Source organism: Alicyclobacillus fastidiosus (assembly GCF_026651875.1).
GTDB classification, from domain to species: Bacteria; Bacillota; Bacilli; order Alicyclobacillales; family Alicyclobacillaceae; genus Alicyclobacillus; species Alicyclobacillus fastidiosus.
This window is the reverse complement of sequence record NZ_CP104067.1, coordinates 1,913,231-1,938,377: the sequence shown is the minus strand read 5'-3', so window position 1 is coordinate 1,938,377 and position 25,147 is coordinate 1,913,231. Positions and strand designations below refer to the sequence as shown.

Here is a 25,147-nt window from a genome sequence, read left to right as displayed (position 1 = left end):
GCAGGACCAATTCATCACGCGCGAAGGCGCGCGTCAAACTTGTCTTGCAGAGACGCTATAACGTCCTGTACAACCTCTTCCATTTCCGCATCCGTCAGCGTCCGCTCATTGGCACCAAAGTGGAGCGCCAAGGCCACGCTCTTTTGATCCGCAGCCACACCCTGTCCTGCGTACACGTCAAAGACGCGCGCTGAACGGAGAATTTCGTGTACCTGTGAAACCTTACTGATCTCGTTGAGCATCTGCCCGACCAGCACGTCTTTGTTGACCAACAGGGCCAAATCGCGCCGCGCACCAGGGAAGCGCGGCAAGGCTTCTACCGTAGCCGCGCCCGGCCGTTGTTGGAGCAGCATCTCCACGTCCAATTCCGCGTACACGCTCGTTTGCAAATCGTACGCGGCCGCAGTCGACGGATGGATTTCTCCCACGTAACCGATCACGACACCGTTTGACGAAATGGCGGCTGAACGCCCTGGGTGTAACCACGACACCTGCGCGCGCTCATATTGTACCGCGATGCCAAGTCCGGTCACGAGCTGCTCGATGGCGCCTTTAGCGTCGAAGAAATCGTAGGCGCGTGCGCGTTCGTACAAACTGTCGGGTACGGAGCCAAACCACATCATAGCGATGACTTCGCGCTCGCGCGGCTGGGTTTGAATGGGCCACTCCCGCGCCTCGTAACAGCGTCCAAATTCGAAGATGGCTCCGCCATCGACGCGGTGCGACAGATTATGACGCGCGACTTCACCGAGGCTCGGCAGCATGTGCGTGCGCAGGACCCGACGCTCATCCGACATCGGATAGGCGAGCGGGATCATCTTGCGAAGCGGATGACCTTCCTCTAGACCTAGCGCCTCATATACTTCTGGAGAGGTGAACGCGTAAGTCCGAACCTCGTACATGCCACGGGTCACCAGGGCATTTCGCACGTGTTCGAGCAAGCGCTGACGAGCGTCTCGCGCAGCCGTGGTCACCGGTCCCGTCGGCAATGTTGACGGGATGTTATCGTATCCGTAAAGGCGGGCGATCTCCTCCACCAAGTCCGCCTGCAGCGAGATGTCGGGCCGGCGCGAGGGAACGTTGACAGCCCACTCTGCGCCCTCCAAGGTCACCGTGAAACCGAGGTTTCGGAACAAATCGCGCATGACCTCGTCCGGGATGTCGCAGCCGAGTAAATCCCGACAACGGCTCGGCGAAAACTTCACCACGCGCGAGAGCGTACTTGCCCCGACATCGCGTTGCGCGGTAGCCACGCCGCCCGACACCTGTCCACCTGCGAGTTCGATCAGAAGTTGCGTCGCACGCAGAAGGGCATTGCGGACCGCAGCTGGATCTATCCCCTTTTCGAACCTCTGTTGCGCCTCAGAACGAAGGCCTAGCTTTTGACCCGTGCGGCGCGTCGACGGCGCATCGAACCGCGCCGACTCGATCACGACGCTCGTCGTGCCAAGGGAGATCTCACTATTTGCCCCGCCCATCACGCCGGCAAGTCCAATCGCCTTGACAGGATCTGCGATGACGAGCATATCTTCATCCAGATGGCGCTCGACCCCGTCCAGCGTGATCAGTGTTTCCCCGGGCCGCGCCTGGCGCACGACAATGGTGGATTCTGCAATCGTACCCGCGTCAAACGCGTGCAGAGGTTGTCCCCATTCGAGCATCACGTAGTTCGTCACGTCGACAATGACGTCGATGGGGCGAACGCCCATCGCCATGAGCCGCATTTGCATCCAAAGCGGTGATGGTACGGAACCTACGTTACCAAGCACCAGTGCATCGTAGCGAACACAGCGCTCACTCTCGAGCTGAACGCGAACTGGAGAAGGTGCATCCGGCAGTTGCAGGCTGACCTCGCTCGGAAATGTGGTATTGGTACCCAAGAGAGCAGCAATCTCATAGGCGAGACCGCGCACGGAAAGACAGTCGCTGCGATTGGGCGTCAAGTCGACGTCCAGAATAAAGTCGTCTAGATGCAACACTTCGACGATATCAGTACCGATCACTGCGTCATCCGGCAAAATGTAGAGGCCGCTCGTCTGACTCTGCGGCAACAACCGGGTGTCGAGGCCGATTTCCGAGGCGGAGCACAGCATTCCGCTGGAGGCGACGCCACGGAGCTTCGCGCGCTTAATTTCCTTGTCACCAGGCAACTTCGCACCAACAAGGGCGACAGGCACCTTGATACCAGGCTTGACGTTTTGTGCACCACAGACGATTTGGAGAAGTTCTCCTTGGCCCGCATCCACCTGGCAGACATTCAACCGATCCGCGTCCGGATGTCGCTCCATCTCCTGAACCACGCCGACGACCACCCCGGTGACGCCCTGATTGCGAGGCTCTACCCCATCGACCGCCAATCCGCCACTCGTCAGTTTCTCCGCCAGTTGCTGCGGTGAAATGGCACGGAGATCCACATACTCACTCAACCACTTATAGGATACTTTCACGCTATCATCCCTGCCCTTTCGTCTTCGTTACACACCCGCAAATTGACGCAGCAAGCGGAGGTCGTTTTGGTATAGCTGACGGATATCGGTGATGCCGTACTTCAGCATGGCAATGCGTTCGGGGCCCATGCCAAACGCGAAACCGCTATAGATTTCACTGTCGTAGCCAGCCATGTCGAGTACGCGCGGATGGACCATGCCAGACCCGAGAATCTCGATCCACCCCGTCTCCTTGCACACGCGGCAACCGCTGCCTTGACAGTGGACACAGACGAGATCGACTTCGGCACTGGGCTCGGTAAAGGGGAAGTAACTCGGACGCAGCCGCACCCGCTGATGCTCGCCGAACAGCGCCTTCGCAAACGCTTCGAGCACGCCTTTAAGGTCACTCATGCGAATACCCTTGTCGACGACGAGACCCTCGATTTGCGTGAACGCGTGCGAGTGTGTCGCGTCATCCTCGTCACGTCGATAGACGCGCCCTGGCACGAGCACCTTGATCGGCACGTGCGGATGCATCCGCTCCATCGTTCGCACTTGCATGGGCGACGTGTGCGTACGCAAGAGAAGTTCCTCGGTGATGTAAAAGGTGTCCTGCATGTCTCTGGCCGGGTGGTCTTTCGGGAGGTTGAGCATTTCAAAGTTATAATGGTCGGTCTCCACCTCGGGACCGTCCACAATTGAGAACCCCATTCCGAGAAAGACGTCCTCGATTTCCCGAACGACCTCGGAGATGGGATGAACGGCGCCGACCTCAATCGCCCGACCGGGCAGCGTGATATCGATGGTCTCGGACGCCAGGCGAGCGTTTTGCTCCGCCTCTTCGATGGTCGCCTTCGTCGTCGCAAAAGCGCCCTCCAAGGCCTGTCGAAGCTCATTTAACATCTGCCCATAGGCGGGGCGGGATTCTGCGTCCAATTGCCCCATCTGTTTCGACAGCGTCGTCAACTCGCTCTTCTTGCCGAGGTATGTGACGCGCCAATCCCCCAAGCGCTTGGTGTCTTGTACATCGCCAAGTTCCTGCAGCGCTTTGCCGTGCAGGGTTTCCAGTTCTTGTTTCAACGCGTGTAAATCCATTGACGCCCCTCCATCGTGAATCGGGAATTCCGAATGCTATGGCCTGACCTGGTGCATTGGAAGAAAATAAAAAGAGCAACCCCCCTCCGTAGGGACGAGGTTGCTCGCGGTACCACCCTAATTGACGGCCTGTAGCCGTCCGACTCAAAGAGATAACGGATGTATCATCCGGCAAGGTCTACGCGCGCGTGAATGGGCTTTTGCTCGAACCAAACCACCACTCACCGGTTCAACCTTGCGGCTCAGAGGGGAACTTCAACCAGTTTCATCCGGTGCACTTCCAGTCAAGGTGCACCTCCCTGTGGGATTAGCCTGCTCTACTCGCCTCTTCGACGCCACGAATATCATTTTCGTTTCAGAGTATACGCAAATGTTGCAGTTCGCGCAACTCAACAAACAAGAACTTGTTCCGCTCGACCCAACCTGTAGTAAAATTGTACAAAGATGATTTGATTCGGACAATGGAGGTGGCCAGAGGGTGACCGACAAGTTGCCTATCTACGACTCCATCGATCACGCCATTCGCCTCGTCGAAGAAGAACGCCGCCGCATCGCCCGCGACCTGCACGACGGGCCTGCGCAAGCGCTCACAAACCTCAGCATGCGACTCAATCTCATTCAGCGCCTGCTCATCAGCCGTCCGGAGCTTGCGAATCGCGAGATCGACAAAGTCAATCACGGCATCCTACAAGCGGTAAACGAGATTCGCAGGTTGATTTACGACCTGCGGCCGATGGCGGTAGACGAGGTCGGCGTCATCTCCGCCACGCGGGAGTTGTGTCAGCGATTTGCACGCGAGTGGAACTGCCGCATACAAGTCGAATCGGACGACGCGGCGTACCTTCGCCTGAGCCCAGCCAAGCAAGTCATCGTGTACCGAATGGTCACAGAGATGCTCCACAACGTCCACAAACACGCGGGTGCCAGCCAAATCCAGGTGAAGTTCGTCTACGCAAACGACACATGGCGCATTTCCGTATCGGACAACGGCATCGGCTTTCGCCCCGCCGACGTCCCCAGCGGTTGCTATGGTCTCATCGGCCTTCGCGAGCGCGCGGAACTCCTCGGTGGCACCCTGTCGGTGGACTCCGCGGACAGCCGCGGCACGACGGTGACCGTCAACATTCCACAGGCGTAAATTGAACGCGAGACGAGAATCCGCGCTGCATCCTCTGCGGCGACACCAACTCTGCGGCGCGACTCCTTTCGTTCGCCACGGCGCATACCCAACTTTCGAGGATTGGCCGAAAGATGGGTGAATATCGTGGATGCCCGGAAACCGGGCACATACGCTACAGTGTGCTCGGCGGGCTCCCCGCCGAAAAAGACTGCGAGGAGGCGTTCACATGTACGGTGTATTCGGTGGTTACACACAATGGGCGGTCGTGTTCTTGATCATCTTCGTCCTGTTCTTCTTGCTCGTCCCCGCGTATGGTGCAGTCGCGGGCGGCGCTGTCGCAGCCCCAGGCGTGTATTGATCCACAGCATAAAAAAGAGGCGGCACGAAACTGTTTGTGCCGCCTCTTTGCTCTTGTAGTCGGTGAAGTGCGAAAGCCGGCGAGACCTTCCCGGATTACGACCAAATGCCCTGCTCGTCAATCCAGGATAGGGCGTCGTCGACGTCGTCGCACAAAATGTTGAGATGGCCCATTTTCCTATCGACACGCGAGGAGGCTTTGCCGTAAAAGTGCACCTTGACGTTACCGGGCAGCGTCGACAGCCGCGTCAACACGCCATCCACGTGTTGGCCTAGCACATTGACCATGACGACGGGCGTCAACAACTGCACGTCCCCGAGGGGCAGGTTGCAGATGGCCCGAATGTGTTGTTCAAACTGGCTGGTCACACAGGCGTCCATCGTGTAATGGCCGCTGTTGTGCGGTCGTGGGGCGAGCTCGTTGACGAATAGCTCGCCCGCTTCGGTCACAAACATCTCTACGGCAATCAGTCCCACAATCTCCATGCAACTCGCGATTTGATGCGCGAGCTTGACGGCTCTGTCCAAAACCGCAACCGGGTACCGCGCGGGCACAATCGACAGGTGCAAGATGTGATTGACGTGGATGTTCTCCGACGGTGGAAATGCTTTGATGTCCCCACGGGCATTTCTCGCAACGACGACCGATATTTCGCCGTGAAATGGGACAAACTGCTCGGCGATGAGCGGGGCCACTTCGTCGCTCCCGCCCGCAGCGAGGATATCCTCAAAAGCGCCTCGATACGCCTCCACGTCTGCGGCCGACCGAACCATCCACTGCCCTTTTCCGTCATACCCACCGCGGCACGTCTTCACGACCAGTTTCGACCCAAGCGTCTCGATGGCCAAATCGATATCGGCGAGTGATGAAATCGGAACGAACGGCGTGACAGGGATGCCCGCCTCTCGCAAGGTCGACTTCTCGCGGACGCGATGCTGGGTCGTTGCCAAGAGCGAACTGCCCTGTGGAACCCGACTAAACGTTTCCAAGGCCTTGGCCACGTCGGCGTCCACGTTCTCGAACTCGTACGTCACCACATCCGACGATTCCGCGAGCCTACGCGCCGCCTCCACGTCGGAAAAATCGGCGACCACCTGCTCGTCCGCCACGTGGGAAGTGGGGCAGTCCGGCGTGGGATCGAGAACTGTAAACCGATACCCCAATTTCCTGCCGTCGAGCGCCATCATCCGACCGAGCTGACCGCCACCCAATATCCCAATCGTCGCAGGCGGCAGGATGACGGACGGAGCACGCGCTTTCCTCGCATCATGAGACACCCGGCTCACCTCCGTCCAGCACAGAGCGCTCGATGGCTTCGCGCCGCGCGGCGTACCGAGTTGCCAGCGCATCGTCAGAGATGGCCAACAAGCGCGCAGCGAACAGAGCGGCATTCGTCGCACCCGCTCGTCCAATCGCCATCGTGGCCACCGGCACGCCGCCTGGCATTTGAACGATGGACAACAACGACTCCAGCCCCTGTAATGATGAGGTCTTCACGGGCACGCCAATGACCGGTAAGTCCGTCTTCGACGCCACCATACCGGGGAGGTGAGCTGCCCCACCCGCGCCGGCGATGATCACCTGCAATCCGCGTGCCCGGGCCGTTTGTGCGTATTCAAACATATAGTCGGGCGTGCGGTGTGCAGACACGACTTTTTTCTCGTATGGCACCTGCAGCTCGTCCAGCACCTCGCATGCGTGCACCATGGTGTCCCAATCCGACTGACTTCCCATGATGACGCCCACTACTGGCTTTGTCACAGCGTTTCCCCTTCCTGAACTAAAACGTATCTCAAAATTCAAAAAGCACCCCGAAGGGTGCTTCGCATCGGTTATGCCAATGTGACGTCTTCGCACAGGTAGACGTCCTGAATGGCGTTAAGAAGCTTTACACCCTCGTCCATCGGGCGTTGGAACGCCTTGCGGCCGGAGATGAGGCCCATACCGCCTGCGCGCTTGTTGATGACAGCCGTCTTCACAGCCTCTGCGAAGTCGTTTTCGCCAGATGCGCCACCGGAGCTAATGAGGCCGATTTTGCCCATGTAGCAGTTCGCTACTTGGTAGCGTGTGAGGTCGATTGGGTGATCAGTCGTCAGTTCCGTGTAGATGCGCTTGTCCGTCTTGCCGTAGCTGCTTTGACCCATGTTCAAAGCCGTATAGCCCCCGTTGACCGTCGGCAGCTTCTGTTTGATGATGTCCGCTTCGATGGTCACGCCAATGTGGTTGGCCTGTCCCGTCAAGTCAGCCGCAGTGTGGTAGTCGACACCGTCTTTCACGAACGCCTCGTTGCGCAGGTAACACCAGAGAATGGTGAACATCCCCAGCTCGTGAGCCAATTTAAACGCTTCGCTGACTTCTTGCAGTTGGCGGGTGGATTCCGGGGACCCGAAATAGATGGTTGCGCCGATGCCGGCAGCCCCCAGATCCCACGCTTGCTTCACCGATGCGAACATGACCTGGTCATACTTGTTTGGATAGGTCAGCATTTCGTTGTGGTTCACTTTCACGATGTATGGGATCTTGTGCGCGTACTTACGGCTCGTAAGCGCCAACACGCCAAGCGTGGAAGCGACGCCGTTACAGCCGCCTTCAATCGCCAACTTCACGATGTTCTCGGCGTCAAAGTAGGCTGGATTTTTCGCAAACGAAGCGCCTGCGGAGTGTTCGATCCCCTGGTCGACCGGCAGAATTGAAACGTATCCGGTGTTCGCGAGGCGGCCATTGGAGTAGAGGGATTGTAAACTCCGCAATACCTGGTTGTTGCGGTTGGTATATGTAAACACGTCGTCGACATACGCCGGAGAGGGCGTCGTGATGCTCGACAGCGGAATGCCAGTAGACTTGTGGTTTAATAGATAATCTGAGTCATCGCCGAGATATTGCATGATTTGTTCGATCACGGTGTATATCACTCCTCAAAATTTTTGCATTTAATTTTGCATTTAAATCGACAAAATGTCTGCGAGTTCATACACGGCGCGTGATGGCTTCCGTTCTGCACGGAACACCTCGTCAAACGGCACGGAGGTCAACTCTCCATGATGCGTGGCGGCCATGTGTCCCGACATGCCTTTGAGCGCCAATTCGACCGCATGTGCACCAAGTCGGCTGGCCAAGACCCTGTCGGCCGCGCTCGGCGCCCCGCCGCGCTGAACGTGTCCGAGGACCGTGACGCGCGTATCGTAGCCGGTGTGCTGTTCGATATAGCGCCCGACCTCGGCGCCACTCCCTGCACCTTCTGCGACGATGATAATCGAGTGTTTCTTGCCGCGCGCGACACCTCGCTGTAACTTTGCCACCACGTCTTCGAGTCTGTAGGGCACCTCCGGAACGAGCACCGACTCCGCGCCGCCAGCTAGTCCGGCCGCGAGGGCGATATGACCGGCACTGCGCCCCATCACTTCAATGACATACGTCCGTTCATGAGAGGTTGCGGTATCGCGAATTTTGTCGATGGCCTCAATTGCCGTCTGTACGGCGGTATCAAACCCGATGTTTGCGTCGCACGCACCGATGTCGTTGTCGATGGTACTCGGTACGCCGATGGTTTTGATACCGAGATGGTGAAGTTTTTGCGCACCCCGAAAACTTCCGTCACCTCCGAATACAATGAGACCTTCGACACCTAGTTCTTTAAGGCGCTCGTATCCGCGGCGTTGTCCATCCTCAGTCAGAAACTCGAGACACCGAGCCGTATACAGACAAGTCCCGCCACGTTGTATGATATCACCGACGGACTCGATGGGCATCGGTTTAATATCACCGTCGAGAAGCCCCGCATACCCGCGGCGGATGCCTACGACTTCAAGTCCGTGATAAATGGCCGTTCGGACGACCGCGCGAACGCCCGCGTTCATACCCGGCGCGTCGCCGCCACTCGTCAAGACAGCAATTTTTTGGATGATGACCACCCCCACAGGGACTCGAAACGTCCCATAATGACAAAATCAGTCCCACTTCGATTACTGAGCGATGGACGGGTCCATCGTGACTGCAAAAAGATGCGCCTATACTCTACATGGTAGAGCACAGGCGCCCAACTTGCAATCTCGAATACGCGGTTTAACCGGTATTTCGGAGGCCCGCCGCGATGCCGTTAATCGTCAACAAAACGTCCGATAGGAGCAGTGCTCGCTCCTCTTCGTTGGCCGTCTCTCGCAATTGCCGAAGTAGGCGAACTTGGAAGAATGAAAGCGGGTCGACGTACGGGTTACGCAACTGAATCGACGCCTGAATCACCGACTTGTTGTCCAACAGATTTCCGTATCCGGTGATCTGGAGCACGGCGCGACGGCTGCGCTCGTATTCGCGCTCGATGTCGGCGAACAGCCGCACTCCGACATCGCCCGCGAGATGCGCGTACTCGCGCGCCACCAACATGTCCGCCTTCGCCAGTGCCATTTGCAGATTGTCGACGAGCGTCCGAAAGAACGGCCAGCCGCTGTACATCGCTCGCAGGTGTTCCAGATTTCCTTCCACTTGCATCAGTTCTTCCATCGATGTACCGAATCCATACCACGCGGGCAGAAGGTGCCTGCTTTGCGTCCACGAAAAGACCCACGGAATGGCGCGCAGGTCCTCAATCCTGGCTGAATGGGTGCGCTTGGAAGGGCGGGACCCGATATTGAGTTTGCCGATCTCATCGACAGGCGTCGCCGTGTGAAAATACGCCAAGAAATCCTCATCGCCAAAGACGAATGCCCGGTACGCTTCAAAGGAACGCCGCGAGGCCGATTCCAAGAGGCGAACCCAGTCGACCGGCTCCGTTTCGCTCGAATCGAAGCGAGATCTGGTGGCCCCTATTAAAACAGCGGCTGCCGCCGATTCGAGCGACCGTTCAGCGATGCCCTTGTGGCTATAGCGCTGGGAGATGACCTCACCCTGCTCGGTAATTTTCACGTGGCCGTGCAGAGCCCGAACCGGTTGCGCCAAGATGGACTGTTCGACAGGACCGCCGCCACGTCCAAGCGCCCCGCCGCGACCGTGGAAAAACTTCAACCGGATGTCATGCGACGCTGCGATGTCGAGCAAGGCCTGTTGCGCCGTGTACAGCGACCAGTTAGCCGTGAGGTAGCCACCATCCTTGTTGCTGTCCGAATAGCCGAGCATGATCTCCTGGGAGCGATTGTGCACCTCGAGGTGCCGACCGTACACCGAATTCTCAAACAGGGACTGCATGATAGCCGGTGCTGCCTGCAGATCTTCAATCGTTTCGAACAGCGGTACGACGTTGAGGTGACTCGTCGGTGCCGCCCCGGGGCCGTCTGGCCACCCGAACAGTCCGGACTCCTTCGCTAACAGCAAGACTTCCAACAGGTCGCTGGCCCCTTGTGTCATGGAGATCAGGTAATCGCGCACGGACGCGCGCCCAAATTGAATGTGCCCGCTGCGAATGCAGTCAAACACGCGCAAGGCTTCCAACGTCTCGTTCGAATAGGCGTGATAGGGGTTTCGAATCGGCCGTGCGGAGGCGAGGCAGTCCGACAGCACCCGAATGCGCTCCTCCTCGCAAAGCGACGGATAGTCGGCCAGTCCCGCCACGTCGAGCAACTCGCTGATTGCGCGCTCGTGTACGCCGCTGTGTTGTCGGATGTCAAGTGTCACCATGTGAAATCCAAACAGGCTCACTTGCAACTGCAGCGGCCGAACAAACGTGTCGGCCAATCTTGCGCCGCGGTGGTTGCGCAGCGACGTATCCATTAACGCAATATCGTCCTGCAACTCAGACGCGCTGTGATAACGCGGACCCGTCGTCGGTTCGCCATGAACGTGTCGCTTCGTATTGACAAGGCGTTCGACCATTTGATCAATTTTGGCTCGATATGGCTCATCCGTCGGCGCATCCAGTGACTCGAGCAAGGCTTCGTCCGCCCCGACACGTTCCACCGAGGGGCTGAGATCGCGCGCCAACTGATGCAACTTCTCCTGGTATTTGCTGACCGCCAAATCGAAGTGCAGCTTCAACGTCATCTCCGTCACGTCGTGCGTCACGTTCGGATTCCCGTCTCTGTCTCCACCCATCCAGGAGCCAAAGCGGATCAGCTCAGGCACCTGGATGTCTTTATCGCCAAAACTTTCAGAAACCGAACGCTCTAGTTTTTCATGCACCTGCGGCAAGACGTCGAACAAAATCTGGTCGAGAAAATAGAGTCCGTTTCTGACCTCGTCTATGACGGTGATCCGGTGCTTGCGCACCGATCTGGTCTGCCACAGCGCGATGATCTCGGTGCGGATTTGCTCGCGCAACCGCTCGAGCTCGCGCGGGGCCTTGCGCGGATCGTCCATCTCCTCGAGAAAAGCGGAAATTTTCGTGTGCTTGTCGAGCACGGTCCGGCGCAAGGCCTCGGTGGGATGTGCGGTCAAGATCAGTTCGATGCCGACCTGACGCAACAGTTCCTGCACTTGCTCTGGCGGAACCTCCTGCCTGTGTAGCACGTTCATCGCCTCTTGAAATGTGCCCCGTTGTGGTTGATCAGATTTCTCGTAGGCTCGACGGCGACGAAGTCGATGGTTCTGTTCCGCTAGATTGACGAGTTGAAAATAGACGGAAAACGCGTGAATCGTGTCGCTGCGAAGCTCGCCAGGCACGGCTTCGACCGCCTGTTGCAAAGCGGCCCGGGTGCTTTCTGACGGATCTCCGCGAAACGACTTGGCGGCCTTGCGGATCTGTTCAACGTGATCGAACACGGACCTACCACACTGTTCCACGAGGACTTCGCCTAGTAAATCGCCGAGAATTCGGATATCTCTGTGTAAGGGTGCATCAAGTTGCACTGTCTTTCCTCCCTTTTCTCTCGTCGCAGCTCTCTTCATAAAGCCTAACCGAACACCGCGAACGGTGCAACGCTATTGTGCGGTCGATGCTTCGCCTTCGTCACCATCCGGTTCGTTGCAAGGGAAAGGGCCCACCTCGATGTGCTGGAGCTTCTGCAACATCGAAGTGGACCCCGTGATCAGATGCGGCGGCGGCTTTCGTGGGACGACCGACGCCTGTTGCGCTTTCTTCTCAGAAGGATGGCGCACAGGCCGCCGTGGGCCGTACGCTACCGCCTGTCTGTCCTCACTGGACGGATTCACCTAAGAAGGCCGACAGCTTTGCCACAGCCTCCTGTTCATCCGAGCCGTCGACTTGCAGTGTGACCTCATCTCCGTGCGACAAGGCCATCGACATCACGCCGAGGATGCTCTTGGCATCGATGAACTGACCATTTTTCCCGAGACGTACACTGCTCGCATACGACGAAGCCAACTTCACAAACTCTGCCGCAGGACGAGCAGCCAAGCCCTGCGCCAACTCGATTCTCAAACTGCGCTCTACCACGCCGCCTCACTCCCTTTTTCCACACACCGTCAAACGGTCACTTCAGACTTTTCCGTCGCAGTCGCGAAGCCGATAGACTCTTCCGTCGCGGCGTCGAAGATGTGAATCTTGTTGAGGTCGACTGCAAGTTTCACCTCACTGCCCGGATGGAAGCTAAACCGGGAGTTGGCACGGGCGACAAACGGCGTCGAGCCCGTGTTCACATGGAGGTACACCTCCGAGCCCATGTGTTCCACGACTTCGACTTTGGCCCCGATCACAGCTTCGGGATAGGTCGACATGAACACCTCTTCGTTGTGAAGGTCTTCCGGACGAACCCCGAGAACGACCTTCTTGCCGATGACCCCCGAGCTCTTCAACACGTTGTAGCGACCCTCCGGCAACAAAATGGACACGTTTGGTGCGCGGAAGTAGAAGTGACTGCCCTCGGCGACGATTTCGCCATGGATGAAATTCATCGCCGGCGATCCGATGAATCCCGCAACGAAGATGTTCTTCGGTTGAGAGTAGACCACTTGCGGGGTATCGGCCTGTTGGATGATGCCGTCCTTCATGACGCAGATGCGGTCGCCCATCGTCATGGCCTCTGTCTGGTCGTGCGTGACATAGATCATCGTCGTCTGCAGCCGTTGGTGTAGTTTACGAATTTCAGCGCGCATTTGTACGCGAAGTTTTGCATCCAAGTTGGAAAGTGGTTCGTCCATCAGGAACACCTGTGGTTCACGGACGATTGCGCGGCCGAGGGCTACGCGTTGGCGTTGACCGCCGGACAGCGCCTTCGGTTTGCGGTCCAGGAGGTGCTCAATATCGAGGATCCGAGCCGCCTCATGAACGCGCTTGTCGATTTCCGTTTTTGGAACCTTGCGAAGTTTTAAACCGAATGCCATGTTTTGATAGACCGACATATGTGGGTAGAGTGCATAGTTTTGGAACACCATTGCGATATCCCGATCTTTGGGCGCCACATCGTTCACTCGGCGTTCACCGATCATCAAGTCGCCGCCTGTGATGTCCTCCAGACCGGCGATCATGCGCAGCGTCGTCGTTTTGCCGCAACCTGACGGACCGACGAAAACGACAAATTCCTTGTCTTCGATGTCCAGGTTGAAATCCTTGACGACTGGTTCGGTTGCACCGCTATAGGTTTTCGAAATGTGCTGAAGATGTACGCGTGCCACGAGACGTCCTCCTTAAATGAAAGCGGGAACAATTTGTACGTTTAGTCTATCGAACAAACGTCTAACGGAGTATGTACACTCTGCACCTATCGCTTCGTCATTTCAGTGCAACTTGTTGTGTTTTCAATAGAGCGGCGACATAGAGGACCATTGCGTCGGTGATATTGCGGACGTCGTAGCCCGTCACCTGCGCCAGGCGGTCGAGCTTGTGAATGAGCGTGTTGCGATGGACGTACAGAATGCGCGCAGCCTCACTGATATTCAGGTTAGCCTGAATGACGCCCTGCACGATGTCCAGCCAATCCTCCGGCCAGGCGTCCACAGGCAGCTGAGCGCGCTCTAGCAACACTTGCCAAAACGCGTCGACCGCCTCGTCCGACGCAAGTGTCGCGAAGAGCGGCAGCAGGCCCTCGCCAAACACCGACGTACGAGTGTTGGCCAGCGATTGAAGCCGTGTCGCGAGCAGTGCGGATGCCAGTCCGGCGTGAATTTGACTGGGCTTATCGATCCTCCTCGACACGGACACCCGAACATCGAAGTAGGCGTCCTCGGCGATGGCCGAGACGAGGAGTTTCGCGACGCTGTTCAAGCGGTCGATGATGGGCAGGTCGTCATCGGCCTCAGGAAGGTCGAGTACGGCTTCTTCTAGTTTCGAAACGGGCAAGTAGGCGACGACGTCTTTGCGTTCGCCAAGTTCGCGATGCCATCCCTCGCCCAAGATGGCGGACAACATATCGGAGATCACCTGTGTCCAGGACAAGTTCACTTCCTCCGCGTCGGTTCTTACCTCCCCTTTTCGCCGCACCAGAAACAAGTAGCCAGGGTACGACCAATACTCGCTAGCTGGAATACATGGCGGTGCAGAGGCGGTGGAAGCGCGAACCAGGCCGTGTACGTCCAATTCGAGCAGCGCCCGGTACGCTTGCTCCATCCTATCCACCGTCGGGCGCGCGAGGTCTCTGCCACCTGTCAGCGTATAGCCCAAGGCCTCTCGCATCGCCCGAGTCGGTTTCCAGTCGGGAAAGCGAACGCGCGTCGACTCGTCCAACTGGAACCACCATTCGTTTGGCTGTTCCGACCACGCCCCGATGATCCCCGGGTCAGACGTAGGCGCATGTTCTACAACTACATCGATTTCCAAAGCGTCCGTCCAACGCCGCAGCGGTTCTGTCCACCAGGTCATGCGCCTCACCTCGTCTCATTGTTATGTCCATTTTATCTGAAAATCGTGGAGTTGTGCTGGGTCGGACGTTGTCCCGGCGCGCCGGAGTTTGGTAATATCAATAAGACTCAATGCGTCATTTGAGTGATATGTGGGGAGGTCTTTGCACGTGGAAGTCCGCAGTCCGGGCATCAGTTTGATTTATCGTTTGGAACTCGCTAACTCAGTTACAACCTTTGCGAAGGTTGCGAGTTTGGTGGGTGTAGCCGGTGGTGACATCAATGCCGTCGACGTCATCCGCGTCAGCAAGGACGTCGTGGTCCGAGACGTCACAGTCACTGTGGAAAGTCGCGAACACGGCAAGCGAATCTCCGATATGCTGAACACCGAGCCGGGGATTCACGTCGTCGCCGTATCGGACCGCACGTTCCTCGTACACCTCGGTGGAAAGTTGGAAGTTACGCCGAAGCTTCAGGTGAAGAACCGCGACGACTTGTCTCGCGTCTACACGCCGCACGTGGCGCGCGTCTGCGAGGCGATTCACGAAGATCCGTCGAAAGCCTATCAATTGACGATCAAGCGCAATACCGTCGCCGTCGTCTCCGATGGGACCGCTGTGCTCGGCCTTGGCGACATCGGCCCGCACGCAGCCATGCCGGTTATGGAAGGCAAGGCGATGTTGTTCAAGCAATTTGCCGGGATCGACGCGTTCCCGATTTGTCTGGATACGAAAGATACCGACGAGATCGTGCGAATTGTGAAGAGCATCGCACCAGCGTTTGGCGGAATCAACCTCGAGGACATCGGTTCGCCGCGCTGCTTTGAGATTGAGGAACGGCTCAAAGAGGAATTGGACATCCCTGTCTTTCACGACGACCAACACGGAACCGCTGTCGTACTCCTCGCCGGCCTTTTGAATGCGACAAAACTCGTGGGCAAACGCTTACAGGATTGCAAGGTCGTCATCGTAGGCATCGGCGCGGCTGGCGTCGCCTGCACGAAGATGATGCTGGCAGCCGGTGTCACGAATGTGCTCGGGGTCACCCTCGACGGAATCCTGAACCGCAATCAGACGTACGACATTCCGATGTGGAACTGGTATGCAGAGCACACCAATCCGCACAACGTGACCGGCACGTTAGACGACGCCATCGAAGACGCTGACATATTCATCGGCGTTTCCGGCCCCGGTGTACTCAGCGTGGAACATCTGAAGAAGATGGCGAGTGACCCCATCGTGTTTGCGATGGCCAACCCGACACCCGAGATCAGGCCAGAAGAGGCCGCGCCATACGTGCGTGTGATGGCGACGGGACGAAGCGACTATCCGAACCAGATTAACAACGTTCTTTGCTTCCCAGGCATCTTCAAGGGAGCGCTCAAGTCGCGCGCACGCACGATTAACGAAGAGATGAAGCTCGCTGCGGCGCACGCTATCGCCTCCTCGATTCGGGAAGACGAGTTGACAGAGGACTATATTATTCCTTCTGTATTTAACCAGGCTGTGGTCAAGAAAGTCAGCGACGCGGTCGCGAAAGCGGCGTATGACTCCGGAGTGGCACGGCGTGAAGTGATTCACGCGGACAATTATTGAGTTTAACCACCAGGAACTCATCAATATCTTGAAGTTCCCGAAGCATCCAGGTGTATAATCACCTGGATGCTTTTTTATTGGAATGGATGGTGAACCTTGAAGCGTTATCGATTTGGGCTTGTGTTTGCACTGTGGGGGATGCTGCTCTACGGGGCGATTGACGCGATGCGCAGTGCGACAGGGCCCATGTTACAAGCGCAGATCCACATTACCTACACACAGCTTGGCACACTGTTTGCGGCGAATTCGATCGGTTATCTCTTGGGCAGTTTCCCCAGCGGCTTCGTCATTCACCGAGTGGGCCTCAAGCGGACACTATTCATCGGGTCCATTGCCCTTGGGGCAGTGCTCATCCTGATTGCCTTCCCTACGGCATTTCTCATGTTGTGGGTGGCATTTTTCTCGCTTGGCTTCGTTATGGGTTGGCTGGAAATCGCCATCAACGCCGTCGTGCCCGCTGTCGCGCAGACGCCGCGGGCGGAGAGCTCCGGATTTAACTTACTTCACGGCTTCTATGGCGTGGGAGCGACCTTGTTTCCAACCATCGTCACCTATCTCGCAACCAAATCCGGCCACTGGTCCACTCCATTTCTGGACGTGGGCGTCCTGACGATTCTCGCGGCCCTATCGATTGTCCAGTACCGATTTCCCAACCTTGCCGGGCCAGACCGAAAGCAAAGCGGGGTGACCAGCGCAAAAAGGCAGCAAGCGCTGACGGCGCCACTGTTTTACGCCCTTCTGCTCGGAATTATGCTTTACGTACTGGCCGAGGTTGGCACCGCCACATGGCTGCCCACCTATCTGGTTCACGCAGAAGGCATGAGTCTCACCGCGAGCTCGTGGTACTTGACGGCGTTTTACCTAACCTTCACCATCGGGAGGTTGACGGGGCCGCTGTGGGTCCACAAGCTCGGATCTTATGCGAGCATTCTCTGGAGCTCCGTTTTCTCGCTCGTGTTTTTTGGTGCAGGACTTGTCGTTCCACAGTGCCCTATTCTATTCGTTGTTTCTGGGTTCGGATTTGCGGTCACGTTTCCGACCATCGTACACCTGGCGAGCCAGGCGTTCCCGGGTGAGACTGGCCGCGTAATTGGCATGCTACTGACATTTTCCGGGATAGGTAGTATCTTCGTCAATTGGCTCGTCGGCTTTCTGGCCACCAAGGTCGGCATCAACGTGGCCTTTTGGCTGATTCCGTCGTCTCTACTTCTGGTATTTGTCAGTACCCTCGCCGCGAGATGGCTGGACCGGACTCCTCTGACCAGTGCTCGAGAGGCCAGTTTGTGATGATGGCGTCCACTCCGCATTCTTCCATCCACGCCATCATCTTGGCATCGTCGACGGTATAGGGGTGTACTCGTAAACCTGACTGATGGGCCCTGCGGACGAATCGCGGGGTCACCTGCCGAAAGTCCGGATGAATGGCTACAGCCCCGATTGCCTTGGCCGCTTGAATCACCTCGTGCGCTTCGCGTCCAGGCTCCGTCAAGAGCGCCACGCGCGTGTTGGGGATCACGCGTCGGATGGCACGCAAGATCTCCTCGTGAAAACTGCTGTGGAGTACCTGTTCGAAGATCCCTGCACGACAGATCACGTCAAAGGCGCGCCGCATGAGTGCATCGTCCGGCACCGGGACCTTCCACTCGAGATTCAGGGCAATCCGTCGCGGGTACTGCGCAATGTAGTCCACCAGCGTCTCCAATGTCGGAATTCGCGTGCCGACGAACGCGTCGTGAAACCAGGCACCCGCGTCCAAGTCTTGGATTTCTTCGAGTGACAGGTCAGCGACGCGCCCATGGCCATTTGTCGTACGGTCGACGCACTCGTCGTGCAAAATGACAAACTGACCGTCCTTCGTCAAACGTACATCGCACTCAATTCCCTCCGCCCCAACTTCCGCTCCAGCGACGAATGCGACGAGTGTGTTTTCAGGATAGCGACCGGCGTATCCGCGATGTGCCCACCTCGGCGTGGCATGCATGTGGCGAATCCTCCCTTGAACCGCTCTCATTCGCCTACTGATCACGCGGCGAACAGGCCTATCGGCCATCGTCTGCGAGCACGTGCGGGGAGAAATGTCCCACACTTTTGCTCAGTCGATGGAACTCCTTTATACACCTATGTTCAAGACTGGGTAACAGTCACTGTTTATTATAGGCGACAAGTAGAAACGCCTCACGGGGAATCCCGCGAGGCGCTCAAAGAACTATCGATGAAATTTAAACATCCAGGACTCACAAACCGGGTGACTCGTTACCCCTCAATCAGGAGGGATTCCGGATCTTCAATCATCTGCTTCACAGCGACGAGGAAGCGAACTGCCTCACTACCGTCGACAATGCGATGGTCATACGACAGAGCAATGTACATCATAGGGCGAATCTCCACCTGGCCGTTCACAGCCACTGGCCGTTGCTGGATGCCGTGCATACCCAGAATGCCCACTTGCGGCGCATTCAGAATCGGCGTCGACATGAGACTTCCGAACGTACCACCGTTTGTAATCGTGAATGTACCGCCCTGCAGATCCTCAACGCCAAGCTTGTTGTCCCGCGCGCGGCTCGCCAAGGAAGCAATCTCCCCCTCGATGCCTGCGAACGACAACCTATCTGCACCGCGCACGACCGGTACGACAAGTCCGCCCTCTGTCGCCACGGCAATTCCGATGTCATAGTGATGCTTGATGATCATATCTTCGCCTTGAATTTCCGCATTCAGGCGCGGGAACTGCTTCAGTGCACCAACGACCGCTTTCGTAAAGAAGGACATGAATCCGAGACCGACCCCGTGCTTATCCTTAAACGCATCCTTACGGCGCTTGCGCACATCCATGACCGCACTCATGTCCACCTCGTTGAAGGTCGTCAACATCGCGGCGGTGTGCTGCACTTCGACCAGGCGCTTGGCGATGGTGATGCGGCGGCGCGTCATGCGAACGCGTTCTTCATCCGCCCTATCGGCTGCAGCATTCTGCACGGCCGGTTGAACCTTCGGTGCAGGTGCCGGTGCGGCTGTGAGGCTCGCCAACTCGACACGACCAGTCTGTACTTGATTGACGTCAACGCCCTGTTCGAGCGCAGCACGCCGGACAGAAGGCGTCGCGCGAACCCCGCTCGCCACCGGTGGAACGGTCGGTGCCTGAGCCGGTACGGAAGCGGCTGTCGTCGACGGCGTGTCCACCTTCACGGCCTCCTGCTTCGCTGGTGCCGGCGCGACCGATGGTGCAGCCCCGGTGCCTGCTTGAATGACGGCAATCGTATCACCGATGGCAACTGTGTCGCCCGTTTGCTTCGCAATCGTGGCTAGTACGCCGGACTCCTCGGCGATGACTTCCACATTCACCTTGTCCGTCTCCAACTCCGCGATGGCTTCACCAGATTCAACCGCGTCGCCCTCGTTCTTCAACCACTGACCAATTGTCGCCTCGACAATCGACTCACCCAGCGTAGGTACCTTTACCTCTGCCATTGTGTTTCCTCCATTCAATCAGAGCGTCTGTTGTGATAGAGCGACATCTAAGATGTGCGCTTGTTCTGCATTGTGGACGTCTGGCGAACCTTCGGCAGGGAAGGCCTGCTCCGGACGGCCAACGTAATGCAGGGCAGCGTTGGCTGGCAGGATGGATAACAGCCGCGTCACGACAAAGGACCACGCACCTGCGTTCTGTGGCTCTTCCTGCAACCACACGACCTCACGTAGATTTGCGTATTGTGCTAGGATCTCTTGAATCCGCTCGGCGGGGAAAGGATAGAGTTGTTCCACGCGCGCCGTCGCCAACCAAGAGAAGTCTCCCCCGCGCTTTTCGATCTCTGTAGTTAAGTCTACACCTACTTTACCGCTTGAGAGGACAAGACGGGTAACTTTTTTCGCACGTTCGCTCGGCTGGTGAAGGACGGTTTGGAACTGACCTTCAGCCAACTCGATTCCCTTGGACGCGGCCCGAACGTTGCGAAGCAAGCTCTTTGGTGTCATGACGACCAGCGGACGAGCGTTCTTTCCAAGGCGCGCCGCTTGCAGGCGGAGCAAGTGGAAGTACTGCGCCGAACTCGTGACATTTGCGATAAACAGATTGTTCTTAGCGGCCAGTTGCAAAAAGCGTTCGACACGCGCGCTCGAGTGTTCCGACGCCTGCCCCTCGTAGCCGTGTGGAAGAAGCAGGACTAGTCCGGACGCTTCGGCCCACTTTGCGCGACCCGCCGCGATAAACTGGTCGATCATCGGCTGCGCCACGTTGGCAAAATCACCGAACTGCGCCTCCCAGAGAACCAGCGTTTCCGGCGCCTCGACGTTGTAGCCGTACTCGAAGCCGATAACGCCCGTCTCGGAAAGCGGGCTATTGTACACGATAAAGCTTGCCTGTGCGCCAGGCAGGTGTTGCAGCGGAGTGTATTTATGACCGTCGTTGACATCGTGCAGGACCAAGTGGCGTTGTCCAAAGGTTCCGCGCTCCGAATCCTGACCCGTCAGACGAATCGGCGTACCGGCTTGCAGAATCGTGGCGAAGGCCAGTGCCTCTGCGTGTGCCCAATCGATATCCCCGTTGTCAATCGCGTCCGTGCGGCGCTCCAGAATCCGCTTTAATTTCGGATACGTAGTGAAGTCCTCCGGCGTTTGCAGGAGTGCCTGGTTCATTTCGCGCAAGGTCTCCAGACTGACTTTCGACACCTCTACTTGCGGTGCGGAAAAATCGGTAATTGGCGCGTGGTGGTGCATGTCCGGCAGCTTCTGAAACGCCTCCATGAGCGCCGCGCTTATCTCACTGTCAACGCTTGCAATCTGCTCCGACGAGAGAACGCCCTCAGCCTGCAGTTGCTCGCCGTACAGCGCCTTGACCGTCGGGCGCTCATTGATGAGGGTATACAGAACTGGCTGTGTCATGCTCGGATCATCGGTTTCGTTGTGACCCCAGCGGCGGTAGCCAATTAAGTCGATGAGAAAGTCCTTGTGGAACGTCTCGCGGTACAAGAACGCCAACCGTGCAGCGGCCAGGCACGCTTCCGGGTCGTCCGCGGACACGTGGACAATCGGGATTTCGTATCCCTTTGCCGGGTCGCTGGCATAGCGCGTCGAACGACCTTGCTCAGGGTCCGCCGTGAAGCCGACGTGGTTGTTCGCGATGATGTGCACCGTGCCACCTGTGTAGTAGCCCGGAATCTGCGAGAAATTGAGCGTTTCCGTCACGACGCCTTCCCCGGGAAATGCAGCGTCCCCGTGGATGACGACCGGAATCGCCCTCGTGACGTCCTGCTGCGGGAGACCAGGGTTCGTCCGGTCTTCTTGCGCGGCTCGCGCGATGCCTTCGACGACCGGATTCGCCACCTCGAGGTGACTTGGGTTATTCGCTAGGATGATGCGAGCGAGACTGCCGTCCGCCTTCTGAAACTCATGGCGCCAACCTTGGTGGTATTTGACGTCACCGCCCCACCCGAGCTCGTACTCCTGCATCTCTTCCTCGCTGGCAAAGTTGTTGCCTGCGTGAAACTCCGAAAAAATCCGCTCGTACGGCTTCTGAACGACGTGCGCCAAGACGTTGAGGCGTCCGCGGTGCGCCATCCCGATGACCACAGTCGAGATCCCTTGTTCCAGAGCCGAGTCCGTCACTTTTTGAACGACCGGGACAAGTGCGTCGAGCCCTTCGACCGAGAATCGCTTTTGGCCGACGAAGCGCCGGTGCATAAACTTCTCGAACAGCTCGGTCTTGGCGAGGCTCGCGTACAGCTCTTTCTTCTCGTCGGACGAGAGCGGAGCAAAGAGCCGTCCGCTTTCTACCTGTTGCTGCAGCCATGCGATCTCCGTTTCGTCCGTCAGGTGTTGGAACTCATATCCGTGACGGCCGCAATACGCTTGGCGCAATCTATCGATAGCATCGCGGGCTGACCGTACGTCGGCTGGCGCGTCGCGCAACACGACACTCGCCGGCAGTTCACTCAGGTCGGCGTCACCGATGCCGTGCGTGGACGTTTCAAGTTGAGGAACGGAACCTTTAGGATGGAGTGGGTCTGTGGCAGCAGCGAGATGGCCGTGGACGCGAATGCTGCGTGCCAAATCGATAACCTGCGCAATGCGTTCAGGCGAGACGGAGAATGGTGCCTGCCCGGTTTGAGTCGACTGCACACGAAGTGAGAGCGCTGTATTTGGATCGCCATATGTGGCAAACAGCGCACGGGTATCCGCGCTCACCGACTCCGGGTTCTCGCGGTAGGATTCATACAGCTCGAGGATATACCCAAAGTTCGGCCCAAAAAATTGTTGCCAAAACGATTGGGTTTCTGATGGGTGTTCGTTCTCCATTGTGTAAACCCTTCTTCCGTGTCTCTAGGCGTACCAAAATAACAATAAACCATTTTGCGCCATTATGCATGGGACAATCGTATAGGAACGCCCGGTTCGGGGGATAACAAATCCCAATTCCGATCACTATGTATACCACACTCGGAATTTCTACGCAAAATGTCGAAGAACGTCAAATCTTGACCTTTTGTTCCATCCAGCTTATTTTTCGTCCGAAACTTCGGTCAAGTCGGCATTCCTTCCACCGAAAGCGCTTGCCCCAATGCCCGCTTCGGAACCGCCTATCGACATGATTCGCGGTGACGAAAATGCGCGAGAAAATCCATCCCAATTGTACCGAAAACCGAACAGAAGATTCCATTCCTTTTGAAACAATGGCAGACTAAGATGACGAATCCAGAGAGCAATGGAGACTGACTGAATCATGACACTCTCGAAACGCACGCAGCATGTCCTGTTTGCCTACGGGCTGCACGCCCTGGTCATCTTGTTCGGCATCCTCGGCCCGATTGCGCCGTCAGCGAACCGCTTGACGCTCACCCACTCCATTGCGGATGACTTCATGCAGTGGGACTCGCAATGGTTTATCTATATCGCCAAATACGGATATCTCATTCCCGCACACGCGCAACAGGCGTTCGCCATCACGGGAAACGTCGTTCCATTTAGCCCGGCATATCGCGCGGCAGCCTTCTTTCCAGGCCTTCCGGTGATCATTCGCCTGCTGTCCCCGATTGGTGCGCTAGTCCTCGTGGAAATCCTGTTTTTTTGCTCCCTTTGGCTCATGTATGGCCTCGTCGAGCGCGAGCAGCCGGCACTCAAGTCGGTCGCTGTCATCCTGTTTGCCGTCAATCCCTGCGCAATCTACTTCAGTTCCCTGTATACCGAGACGTTTTCGCTGTTCGGTATCCTTCTCATCATGTATGGACTGCGCCAGCCGCGGGCGTGGCGGAGCTACAGTCTATCGCTCGTCGGCGTCATGATCGCGACGAGCATGCACGATCTCGGCGTCTTCTGCATCGCCTTCACCTTGCGATTCATCCGCCTGCGCCTCTGGTGGCGGGCGCTTGGGTACGTGGCCGCCGCGGGCGTCGTCCCGCTCATTTATGAGGCCTACCTGTACGCGACCGTCCACACCCCGTTCGCCATTCTCGCCGCAGAAGACACCTGGGAGCGGAGTTGGCGAGCGCCGTTTGTCAACGTACTGGAGTCGTTTATCCGCTATCCGCTGACGCTTGACACCCTCGTCGTGGCCTTGATGATGGGCCTCGTCATCGTCCAGATCATCCGCTTCGCCATGGCGGACGGCACGTGGCGCGTAACGCGTGAAGAACAGGTCGTCGAAAGCCTCGAAAGCGCGCTGTGGATGGCGGGCATCCTCCTGCTCTCAGCTTGCGCCTACATCTTCGGAGATCCGCTGAAAAGCGTCCTGAGATTCCTCTGCATCCTCTGGCCCGCGTTCGTTCCCGGCTTTCTTCTCAACCGCTCCGCGAGCGCGAGGTTGCCCTGGGTATCGGCCTTGATGCTCGCGTTTGGAAGTACCGCCGCATTTGGGGCGGCGCTGTTTTGTCACGGCTGGTTCTTTCAGTAAAAATCAAGGTAGAATGGCATGTAGGGAATTGGAAAGGGTGTTATGTGTTTGACTGACTCATCCATCACGCCGACGCAGGCTCGAATTCCGGATATCATCGAACAGTTGTCCAAAAAAATCGTAGGTCAGCGCGCGACCCTCGAACTGGTGACGGCCGCCTGCCTCGCCGGGGGGCACGTGCTGCTTCAGGACGTGCCAGGAACAGGCAAGACCCGACTCGCAGCGAGCCTGGCAAAAGTCTTTGGACTAGCCTTTTGCCGCGTTCAAGGAACGCCCGATTTGCTCCCTGCGGACGTCGTCGGCGCCACCGTATTCAACCCCGGCGACAACCGATTTATGTTCCATCGCGGGCCCATCTTCACGAATGTCCTCCTGATGGACGAGATCAACCGCGCGACGCCCCGCACTCAGTCCGCACTATTAGAGGCGATGGCGGAACGGCAGGTCTCTGCAGACGGAACCACCTACAGTCTACCGAAGCCCTTCTTCGTGATTGCCACCGCCAATCCGATTGAGTCACAGGGCGTCTTTCCGCTCCCTGAAGCACAGCTCGACCGCTTTCTGGTGCAGTTGAACCTCGGCTATATCGAGGCCGAGGAAGAGGTTGAAATGGTCCGCAGGGTGGTGTTTACAGAGGACGAGGAACTCTCCCCGGTCCTCGCCGAACAGGACGTCGTAAAGGCGCAGAAGGAAGTCCGGCAAATCATCGTCAGCGATGACGTGTTGCGATACATCGTTCAGTTGGGCCGCGCGACGCGCACCCACGACCAAGTCCAGCTGGGGGCGAGTCCTCGCGCCATCGTCGCACTCACGCAATATGCACAGGCACTCGCCTACTTGGCCCAGCGCAAATTTGTCACGCCGGACGACGTGAAACGCGCGTTTTATCCGGCGATGGCGCACCGCCTGCACTTGAACATCGACTGGATGGGGGAGGACGGCGCCAAGCGCGTGATCGAAGACGTTCTCCAGGGCGTCCCGGTGCCAAACGAGCGGGCCGAGGTGTAA

19 protein-coding genes and 1 other annotated feature are annotated in these 25,147 nt (G+C 57.6%); of the genes, 6 read left to right on the top strand and 13 right to left on the bottom strand.

Annotated features, from left to right (window positions below; genetic code table 11):
- Window positions 1-14 precede the first annotated feature (14 nt).
- Window positions 15-2,447 carry a phenylalanine--tRNA ligase subunit beta gene (gene pheT, locus NZD89_RS09670; RefSeq protein WP_268007498.1) on the bottom strand — a complete coding sequence of 811 codons (2,433 nt, stop codon included), beginning with the start codon at window positions 2,445-2,447 and terminating at the stop codon, window positions 15-17.
- Window positions 2,448-2,474: 27 nt separating this feature from the next.
- Window positions 2,475-3,509: a phenylalanine--tRNA ligase subunit alpha gene (pheS, locus tag NZD89_RS09665; protein ID WP_268008448.1), complete on the bottom strand. Its 1,035-nt coding sequence runs from the start codon at window positions 3,507-3,509 to the stop codon at window positions 2,475-2,477.
- A 102-nt stretch (window positions 3,510-3,611) separates the two neighbouring features.
- Window positions 3,612-3,866, bottom strand: a binding site (T-box leader).
- Between the two features lie 136 nt (window positions 3,867-4,002).
- Between pheS and NZD89_RS09660 the strand changes: the two genes are divergently transcribed.
- Window positions 4,003-4,662, top strand: coding sequence for a sensor histidine kinase (locus NZD89_RS09660; protein ID WP_268007497.1), 660 nt, complete (start codon window positions 4,003-4,005; stop codon window positions 4,660-4,662).
- A 208-nt stretch (window positions 4,663-4,870) separates the two neighbouring features.
- Window positions 4,871-5,002, top strand: a complete 132-nt coding sequence (locus tag NZD89_RS09655; protein WP_268007496.1) for a hypothetical protein — start codon at window positions 4,871-4,873, stop codon at window positions 5,000-5,002.
- Window positions 5,003-5,097: 95 nt separating this feature from the next.
- On the opposite strand, the gene purK is transcribed toward NZD89_RS09655, so the two are convergent.
- The 8 genes from purK to NZD89_RS09615 all read right to left on the bottom strand — a co-directional run bounded on the left by purK (window position 5,098) and on the right by NZD89_RS09615 (window position 14,684).
- Window positions 5,098-6,279: a 5-(carboxyamino)imidazole ribonucleotide synthase gene (purK, locus tag NZD89_RS09650; RefSeq protein WP_268007495.1), complete on the bottom strand. Its 1,182-nt coding sequence runs from the start codon at window positions 6,277-6,279 to the stop codon at window positions 5,098-5,100.
- Complete coding sequence (gene purE, locus NZD89_RS09645) at window positions 6,269-6,736, bottom strand: 5-(carboxyamino)imidazole ribonucleotide mutase (protein ID WP_268008447.1); 468 nt, start codon at window positions 6,734-6,736, stop codon at window positions 6,269-6,271. The genes purK and purE overlap by 11 nt, the downstream gene beginning before the upstream one ends.
- Window positions 6,737-6,834: 98 nt before the next feature.
- Window positions 6,835-7,902: a class I fructose-bisphosphate aldolase gene (locus NZD89_RS09640; RefSeq protein ID WP_268007494.1), complete on the bottom strand. Its 1,068-nt coding sequence runs from the start codon at window positions 7,900-7,902 to the stop codon at window positions 6,835-6,837.
- Window positions 7,903-7,944: 42 nt separating this feature from the next.
- Window positions 7,945-8,904: a 6-phosphofructokinase gene (gene pfkA, locus NZD89_RS09635; RefSeq protein WP_268008446.1), complete on the bottom strand. Its 960-nt coding sequence runs from the start codon at window positions 8,902-8,904 to the stop codon at window positions 7,945-7,947.
- 160 nt (window positions 8,905-9,064) lie between these two features.
- Window positions 9,065-11,776, bottom strand: coding sequence for a phosphoenolpyruvate carboxylase (gene ppc, locus NZD89_RS09630; protein ID WP_268007493.1), 2,712 nt, complete (start codon window positions 11,774-11,776; stop codon window positions 9,065-9,067).
- 286 nt (window positions 11,777-12,062) lie between these two features.
- Window positions 12,063-12,323, bottom strand: coding sequence for an HPr family phosphocarrier protein (locus NZD89_RS09625; protein ID WP_268007492.1), 261 nt, complete (start codon window positions 12,321-12,323; stop codon window positions 12,063-12,065).
- Window positions 12,324-12,352: 29 nt separating this feature from the next.
- Complete coding sequence (locus NZD89_RS09620) at window positions 12,353-13,501, bottom strand: ABC transporter ATP-binding protein (RefSeq protein WP_268007491.1); 1,149 nt, start codon at window positions 13,499-13,501, stop codon at window positions 12,353-12,355.
- A gap of 97 nt (window positions 13,502-13,598) precedes the next feature.
- Window positions 13,599-14,684, bottom strand: coding sequence for a PucR family transcriptional regulator (locus NZD89_RS09615; protein ID WP_268007490.1), 1,086 nt, complete (start codon window positions 14,682-14,684; stop codon window positions 13,599-13,601).
- A 148-nt stretch (window positions 14,685-14,832) separates the two neighbouring features.
- Between NZD89_RS09615 and NZD89_RS09610 the strand changes: the two genes are divergently transcribed.
- Entirely contained in the window at window positions 14,833-16,257 is a 1,425-nt protein-coding gene (locus tag NZD89_RS09610; RefSeq protein WP_268007489.1) for an NAD-dependent malic enzyme, read from the top strand.
- Window positions 16,258-16,353: 96 nt separating this feature from the next.
- Window positions 16,354-17,544: an MFS transporter gene (locus tag NZD89_RS09605; RefSeq protein ID WP_268007488.1), complete on the top strand. Its 1,191-nt coding sequence runs from the start codon at window positions 16,354-16,356 to the stop codon at window positions 17,542-17,544.
- On the opposite strand, the gene NZD89_RS09600 is transcribed toward NZD89_RS09605, so the two are convergent.
- From NZD89_RS09600 to NZD89_RS09590, 3 genes are all read right to left on the bottom strand, one after another.
- Window positions 17,477-18,238, bottom strand: coding sequence for a glycerophosphodiester phosphodiesterase (locus NZD89_RS09600; RefSeq protein ID WP_268007487.1), 762 nt, complete (start codon window positions 18,236-18,238; stop codon window positions 17,477-17,479). The genes NZD89_RS09605 and NZD89_RS09600 overlap by 68 nt on opposite strands.
- 272 nt (window positions 18,239-18,510) lie before the next feature.
- Window positions 18,511-19,725 (bottom strand): 2-oxoglutarate dehydrogenase complex dihydrolipoyllysine-residue succinyltransferase, encoded by a 1,215-nt coding sequence (odhB, locus tag NZD89_RS09595; protein WP_268007486.1) that lies wholly within the window; start codon window positions 19,723-19,725, stop codon window positions 18,511-18,513.
- Between the two features lie 18 nt (window positions 19,726-19,743).
- A complete protein-coding gene (locus tag NZD89_RS09590) occupies window positions 19,744-22,548 on the bottom strand; it encodes a 2-oxoglutarate dehydrogenase E1 component (RefSeq protein ID WP_268007485.1) in 2,805 nt (934 codons plus the stop codon).
- A gap of 424 nt (window positions 22,549-22,972) precedes the next feature.
- On the opposite strand from NZD89_RS09590, the gene NZD89_RS09585 reads away from it, so the two are divergent.
- Together NZD89_RS09585 and NZD89_RS09580 are read left to right on the top strand one after the other, a co-directional pair.
- Window positions 22,973-24,139, top strand: a complete 1,167-nt coding sequence (locus NZD89_RS09585) for a putative hexosyltransferase (protein WP_268007484.1) — start codon at window positions 22,973-22,975, stop codon at window positions 24,137-24,139.
- Between the two features lie 48 nt (window positions 24,140-24,187).
- Entirely contained in the window at window positions 24,188-25,147 is a 960-nt protein-coding gene (locus NZD89_RS09580) for an AAA family ATPase (protein ID WP_438938754.1), read from the top strand.